This window comes from Fischerella muscicola PCC 7414 (assembly GCF_000317205.1).
Taxonomy (GTDB): domain Bacteria; phylum Cyanobacteriota; class Cyanobacteriia; order Cyanobacteriales; family Nostocaceae; genus Fischerella; species Fischerella muscicola.
On sequence record NZ_AJLK01000057.1, the window covers coordinates 43733 to 50929 of the forward strand.

7 protein-coding genes and 1 pseudogene are annotated in these 7197 nt (G+C 36.4%); 3 read left to right on the forward strand and 5 right to left on the reverse strand.

All coding sequences use genetic code 11. From position 1 onward, the window contains the following. Positions 1–6: 6 nt before the first annotated feature. The gene (locus tag UYI_RS0108015; RefSeq protein ID WP_016866158.1) at positions 7–2712 is read right to left on the reverse strand and encodes a GAF domain-containing protein; all 2706 of its coding nucleotides are present in this window, start codon (positions 2710–2712) and stop codon (positions 7–9) included. A 143-nt stretch (positions 2713–2855) separates the two neighbouring features. Here UYI_RS0108015 and UYI_RS0108020 point away from each other — a divergent pair, with 143 nt between their 5' ends. From UYI_RS0108020 to UYI_RS36640, 3 genes are all read left to right on the forward strand, one after another. Next, positions 2856–3557, forward strand: a complete 702-nt coding sequence (locus UYI_RS0108020; RefSeq protein ID WP_016866159.1) for a hypothetical protein — start codon at positions 2856–2858, stop codon at positions 3555–3557. A gap of 263 nt (positions 3558–3820) precedes the next feature. Beyond that, positions 3821–4081, forward strand: coding sequence for a MoaD/ThiS family protein (locus tag UYI_RS0108025; protein WP_016866160.1), 261 nt, complete (start codon positions 3821–3823; stop codon positions 4079–4081). Further along, complete coding sequence (locus UYI_RS36640) at positions 4074–4250, forward strand: hypothetical protein (protein ID WP_157226314.1); 177 nt, start codon at positions 4074–4076, stop codon at positions 4248–4250. Before UYI_RS0108025 ends, UYI_RS36640 begins: the two co-directional genes overlap by 8 nt. Before the next feature lie 107 nt (positions 4251–4357). Here UYI_RS36640 and UYI_RS0108035 read toward each other — a convergent pair whose 3' ends face one another. From UYI_RS0108035 to UYI_RS0108050, 4 genes and pseudogenes are all read right to left on the reverse strand, one after another. Further along, entirely contained in the window at positions 4358–4723 is a 366-nt protein-coding gene (locus UYI_RS0108035; protein ID WP_016866162.1) for a phage holin family protein, read from the reverse strand. Positions 4724–5078: 355 nt separating this feature from the next. Then, positions 5079–5603 carry an alpha/beta hydrolase gene (locus tag UYI_RS0108040; RefSeq protein WP_016866163.1) on the reverse strand — a complete coding sequence of 175 codons (525 nt, stop codon included), beginning with the start codon at positions 5601–5603 and terminating at the stop codon, positions 5079–5081. A gap of 29 nt (positions 5604–5632) precedes the next feature. Then, positions 5633–6085, reverse strand: a pseudogene (locus tag UYI_RS32210) (AI-2E family transporter); the annotation flags it as partial. A gap of 305 nt (positions 6086–6390) precedes the next feature. Continuing rightward, positions 6391–6660, reverse strand: coding sequence for a hypothetical protein (locus tag UYI_RS0108050; protein ID WP_016866165.1), 270 nt, complete (start codon positions 6658–6660; stop codon positions 6391–6393). Positions 6661–7197: the final 537 nt, after the last annotated feature.

The window sequence follows — 7197 nt, forward strand, 5'->3', positions numbered from 1 at the left end:
AGCTTATCAGTCAAGTATTGGTACAGAGGCAACCTCATTACCAGAATTTTTTTCTGTTTTAGGGCTGGGTGTATATATAGAATCAAGTTCTTTAATCAAATCGTTGGGTTGATTTGGAGCATAATTACAACTTTGACTGAAGAATTCGCGCACTTCTCGTTCTTCTTTTTTCCTACCTATAAAAGCAGCTATTAAAGAACATATTCTATTCAAAAATTCTTGACAACTTCGATGAAAATCATATTCATAGGCCGCATATAAAGAAAGTGTGCCGACAACCTCTGTTTGATAAATCAGTGGGAAACAACCAAAAGATTTAAATTGGTTAGCCACAACCCACTGTTGATTTTTAAATTGATCTATTTCTTTACTTATATTCTTAATAATGATAGGTTCTCCCGACTCTAATACTTTTCCTACTATCCCTTCTCTTAACTTAATCCCCTCATTTTTTCTCTGTTCCCAATTCACAACGCGGGAAACATACTTTTTAGCTTTGATTTCTAAAACCTCTGCCTGATTTTTTATCCGTAATATACATACCTCAAAAGCAGTGTGTTCAGATATCAGCCTAGTGACGACTTCATCATAAGCTTTTTCTTCGTTTTGTTGATAGTTAACTAAAAAACTACTAATATCTGACTCTAACTGGTTTTGTCTATTCCTGCGAATATTAGAAAGAGCAGTCGCAACTGCTGAAGCTATAGCTGAGAGCCAATAAATTTCATTTTGAGTAAAACCACAATAATTTAGAGGTATTCCTGTATTGGAATTAATTTTATTGATAACCTCTAGGACTCCATAAGTTTTATTTTGACCATTTAAAGGAACTGCCAGACCACAGTTAATTTTCCCTAATTTTTTGGAATATTCGGCCTGACTTCTGCTATCTAAAGCCTCTTCATTTAACTTATTACTACACTGGGGTTTACCAAAACCATCTTCTTGTGGAAGTGCTGTTTTTCCTGTAAAGCTCTCGCCTACAGCATAGCTTTCCTGAGCAAACCATTGATTATCTATAGGTTTACCTTTGACATCTACGCCTTGTATACCTTTACGATGTAGTTTTCCATCTTTACTAAATATAAAAATAGAAGCTGTTTGAGAATGCAATCTCTTACGTACAAAACTCAGGGCTTTGTCTATAACTTTATTTTCTTCAGTTAAACTAATCAATTCATTTCTGACTTTTTGTAAATCTTCAAGTAATTCTTCAGGTGTAATACTATTAGTTTGAGAAAGTTTATATTCTACTTCCCGGAAAAACTCTGTAACTTGTTCTAGATTTGCTGTATTTTCTAATGTAAAAGGAACAACATATTGAGAAGATTTAATTCTATCAAATGCTTCTTTATATAAACTGACTTGTTCTGTAATCGCAGAAAAATTAGCGAATCTTTTGTGTCTTTTATCGCTTAAGTTATCTTCGTTATACCAAACCAGGAGTTGACTCTGATCCGCAGCTTCAAGAATTGCGTATTGCTTAGTGGGTAAACTATAATCATCATCTTGCCATTTAGTAAGCTTTTCATTAGAACAAAATTCTTGTGCTAGAGGTTCATAGGCATCTCGCATCATCACATAAACTTTGTATTTAGAGGCATGTTCCAGAAGAAATTTTGTAGATTTCTTGTATTCTTGTATATCTGAAAAAATGAATATTCTTTCACTTTCTGGGTTGGCTGTCTTGCCAACCTCATCACCCCGATCATTAGCCCAAAAATGTTCAACATAACCAACAATAGATATAGCTTGGACACGGGGTTGAATATCTCTATCTTTTTGTAATCTCACAAGATAACGTGGATAAAGTTCTAAGGGAATTGAGTAAACCCTGCCATTTGAGCCTACTTCTTCAAGCTGATGACCTACATCAGTCAGAACATTGATTATGAGTTTTTGAAAAAGTTTGTTGGTTTGAAAACATTTGTTGTCTTTAAGTATTTGCAGACCTGCGTTTAAAATGAGTTGGAAGTCTGAAGACTCATCTGGGACTGGTTGTTCTTGTTTTTGTTGAATTATTTCTTGCCACCAATTCGCATTGGCAAGTTTGAATTGTATCCAATCTTTAGCCTCTTGGATGTCTGTACCAGTCATTTCATGAAACAGTTCAGCTAAGCTATCCTGAGTTGTGCCATTTATGATGGGAAAGTGCAGTAGTGGTTCAGTTAGCTTTTCTCTGCTAAAACGTAGAAGCTTGAAGTTATTAATCTTGCCAGAGAGGAAACCAACGGCAAAATTCACCCATGAATTCTGTGAGAATCCTGGTGTTAAACAGATAATTCCGTAATTTATGCCCTCTAAAGATTGTGTAATCTCAGCTAGCCATAGTGAACTAGAGTTAATATCTACATCTAAGATTGATGCATCTATCTGGGGATGCCTGAAAATATCAATTAGTCTTTGGGCCACGTACTTCCCAGTCTTGCCAGACCAAAAGATCAGGACTTTTTTCTTACCCAGCTTGAGTTGATATCTGTCGGTAAGGATTTTTTGTAGCTTGGCTAGTTTGCCTGGCCCTGCACCAGTCAGTCTAAATTTGGCATAAATCTTACCTAGCCTTTTCTGAACTGCATTTTGCGACTCTATCCCCAAGAGGCTTTGTATCTCTGTTGGAGATTTTCCATCCAATGCTAAGGACAATACCTCCTGTTCGGCTTGAGATAAATTTTCCTCAGCCACTAGGTCTTTTAAAACATCTGGAGGAATCATAGTCATACTTCTACATCATATAAAAGCCTCAGTAATTTTAACAGTAGTGCTTAAAATTTCTTATGGACACATAAAAGCCTCATCTTATAGCTTAGAATAACAAATACTCACTTAAGTGAGGATTTTTAGAGGAAATCTACATTATGAATTCTGTCTCGACGAATCGTCAACTGATTGACAAAATTGGCGAAAAAACAATTCCAGCCTTAAACTTTATGAGCGCGATGACGATCGCTTTTTATGCTGGATTTTATGCTTGCTACGATATGTTCTCTTTGACTGCTTGGAACAAGATACCCCCCAACCAAGTTGTCCAATTCCAATCACAACCTACTGCTGAAGTACCAAGTCAAGGAGTCAGTATCAATCTCATACCTCCAGATAATAAAATCACCGGAGTTGAATATCAAGCGATCGCATCTTTGCTGATTACTCTCCTCATCAAAATCATATCTGCTGCTGAAGTTCATCGTCGTCACATACATTTTGCAGTTGATAATGATGAAGTTTATAGGCGGTTAGTATCCTTACGGATTCCCAGCACAAATACAACTGTGATCATGAATTTGCAAGGTGAAGGTTCGACGTTTTTAAGTGACTTATACATGTCAATTGAACCTGCCAAACGCATTATTCACTTTGAACAACTTTTACAACATCACAACCACAGCTTTGCTTATGGATTCCGCATGTTGCTCGATGAGTTACGGCATCCCAGCTTAGAGTGGATCAAGGTAAATCATGAAGGAAGTTATTATGTGCCTAAACAGGCTTATTTACCATTCATAACTTGGATCAGGGACGAAATAAGTCGGCAATGGGAATTAGAAGGAGAATATCTTTGATGAACTTAGTACTAATCAAAAAAGGAGTGTGCAATTTTAACTATCTAGCAAGAGTTAATTAACGTGAATTCTACGGAGGCTGGAGTTATGAAATTTTTCGTCACTCTATATTTTCCGTTAGTATTATATCCATCGAATTGACGTTAATCAGCAAGGGTGGCGATCGCGTAGCATACCGTCAAAATTCGCCGCCCCTTCAGTACTCCCAATAAAATAGGGATAATGTTAAGACCAGTTTAAAAGACTGTTTTGGCTAGGCTTTTATGCATCAATCTACAATTAAAATTACTGTCAAGTTATTTGCTGCTTACCAAGAGGCTTATGGAGTACCAGAACTGGTGCTGGAATTTCCGGAGAATACACCAGTTGTTGCAGTGCGTGATCGCCTCATTGCCGAACATCCCGAACTAAGCAAATGGCGGGATGTAACCCGGTTTGGAGTTAACTTGATATTTGTCGAACCAGATACTATTTTGCAAGACGGCGATGAGGTAGTGTTAATTCCCCCTGTTAGCGGTGGTTAATAATAAGGCAGATGGCAGGAGGCAGATGGCAGGAGGCAGATGGCAGGAGGCAGATGGCAGGAGGCAGATGGCAGGAGGCAGATGGCAGGAGGCAGATGGCAGGAGGCAGATGGCAGGAGGCAGATGGCAGAAGGGGAGAGGATTTGACTTGTTTTTTTTTCATTCATAATGGGTGGCGATTGCCTGCCCCTGGGGCGCTTTTGACTAAAAAGATAAAAGTAAAAGAAAAATGTACTTTTAGATATTTCTTTTAACTTTTAACTTTTGACTTTTAACTTAAAAGGCTGCCACCACACCAACCTGACGCAGAATAAAGAACAAAATGGAGTTAATAATGCTAAGAGCGATCGCTCCAATAATGGCGCTAGCAATTCCCCATCGCAGTCGAAATCCTTCTACTAGCCAAGCTGCTAAACCAAATACAATAATGCTACCAATCAAAGGAATTAAACCCAGACTGATAACGACGCTAGTTGTTCTAAACCAACCAGGGAAAAGACTCCAAAAACCATTGAAAGCACCGATAATTGCTCCTGCAATCAAAGCAATCCAAGGACTATCTATCTCAACGCCAGTAGGTAGCTTGGAGATAATCAACAAACTAAGTGCAATTACCACAACAGAAATAATAAAACCAGCCATTGATACACCTCAGCACACAATTGGATTAACAACAGTTATTTAGTTAATCCCCATGACGAAATTGGGGGGATGCAAATCAATACAATTGTTCTGTGAGCGACTTGATTAGATTACTAGTCTTGAAACCATTTTTGATCACTTTTTAGTATTTTAAGCCTTAAGTGTTAACGTTTATTCCAATTTCTTGAGCATCGAAGCTTCGCGAACGCAGATTAGTTCACTACCAATACCAACATGTGCTACTTTTTCACATTTAAGTGATTGTTGCAATAGCAGATAAGCCAGTTAAGTAAGTTAGTACAGTAATGCTTGCAACCATGTATGAATTGCGATCGCTAACTTTTTATGACTGTTTTTAGCCTGCAAGATAACTCAATTCATCCAACAGTTCTAAAAAATCTTTGACACTGATTTGAATATCTGTGGGAAAGTGACGTATAAAACTTAACCCAGTTAATCCTTCTGGATCTGCTGCTGCTAGTACCAAGGCTGAGCGGATGGCATAAAAACCATTTTGACCTGTGCGTGTTTTGATCATACCACCGTATTGGCGTATGTATTCTTCTCCGATTGGGGAATACGTAAGTTGAGAAACTGCTACAGGAGTAGTATTAAATTTATACAGTAATAGTTTACGAAGACGTTCTAGTTTTTCTGGTTTGAGTCGTTTGGCGAAAAACTCAAATTCTTTGGTAATTCGACCTTCTTTGGCAAAAATTTCTAATGATTTAACTGATAAACGTAATTTAGTAGATCCGACAGGAAAATAAATATTCTCAGCACTAATGACAGGTTTTGGTTGGAATACTGTTAGGAAACTGCTGCAAATAACAAAGATAATTAATGACAGAAAGTAAGAGGTTAATTTAAAAGGATTCATTATAGGTTTTAAGTAGCTTCATGTATTAATTATTGTGATGCTTCTGGTAGAGATTGCTGTTTTTCTAAGTTTTCTGCTCTTAACCAAGCAGCAATCATCCCTGCAATAGGAATCGATAGAAACACACCCAGTAAACCAGCTACTCGCTCACCAATAAATAGAACTAAAAACAGTATGACTGGACTAATTTCTAATGCATTACCCATGACTTTGGGACTTACAAAGTTATCTTGAATTTGCTGAAGAATTATGCAGGCAATCACAACTTTAACTGCAACTACCCAGCCTTGGGATGCTAGTATTAATAAAGTAATCGTAAGTACTGCTAGCGTTGCACCAATACCAGGAATAGCATCTAAAATGCCAACAATGAGTGCTAAAAATAATGCATAGTTAACTCCCAAGATTAAGAAGACAAGAAAACTTGTAGTTGATAAGAATAGCATCAACAATAATTGTCCCCGCAGGAATCCCAAGAAACTACGTTGAAAAGTCGTAGCAAATCAATCTATTTTGTTCTTGATGAACAGAATTTTCTAGGAAGAAAGCAATATTGTAATAAATAATTACATCTCCCAGCTGATAATTATTGATGTCATATGCTTGGCTAAATTTCTACGCCAAGCTATTACTTATTATGTGTATAAATATCAAAAATAAATAATACCAATTCGCCAAAAGAGGGCAACAAGAAAGAGTAGAAATGCTCTCCAAGGAGACTCAAATGTCAGGGGTGTATCATTTGGACATCAAAGAAAGTGCAAAGAAACTCAAACAAATGCTCTCATCATCGAGTCCCACTACCAAAAGAAGGACTATCGGGACCACCATAATTTGGTGGTTCATAGTCGCTACTCGATTGAACATTTGTAGTTTTATGCTTTGAACTTTGAGAATCAACCTTCAAACTGATCAAATTACTGCTAGTCTCATCACTACTCTGATGATTAACAGTCCCATCATTTAGCATCCAAGCGGTATCAGCCATTTTGAGAATTATCAGAGCGACTCCGATAAAAAACAAGACAACGCTAGTAGTTCTCAAGCTAGTCTTCATAACCCTTGGTTAGTTCCCTTGGTCTTTATTTAATTAACAATCTTTTGCTTTGAAAATCTGGGTTTTATTAAAAGTTTGGAGAAACTTTAATTTTTCTTCCGCATAATAACTGAGTAAAAAGCCACAAATATCTTAATTAATCAAGCTCGGATATAAACTTTTAACCGTGTATACACTTACCTTCATCTGTTTACTTTCTATTACTCCTATAGCATTTACATCTACCCAAAGTAGTACTTTTACCATAAATACCACATCTACATTAGCTACCTGAATTAATTTTAATAATTTATTAATAATTATCCGAGTAAATACTATATTAGAGGAATAACCAATACTTATAAACTTAAAATTGTACTCAAATGCTTGCAGGACAAGACTTTAATTTATAAGCAATATTGTTGGGACTACTGTTTTTTATCTTGAACAATTTACAAAAAAACATTATCTACTTGTTATTATTTCAATAATTACACTTAAAAAAATAGTGAAATACTATGCTATTACCAGTAAATAAATTATCTGTAAAAATACTTA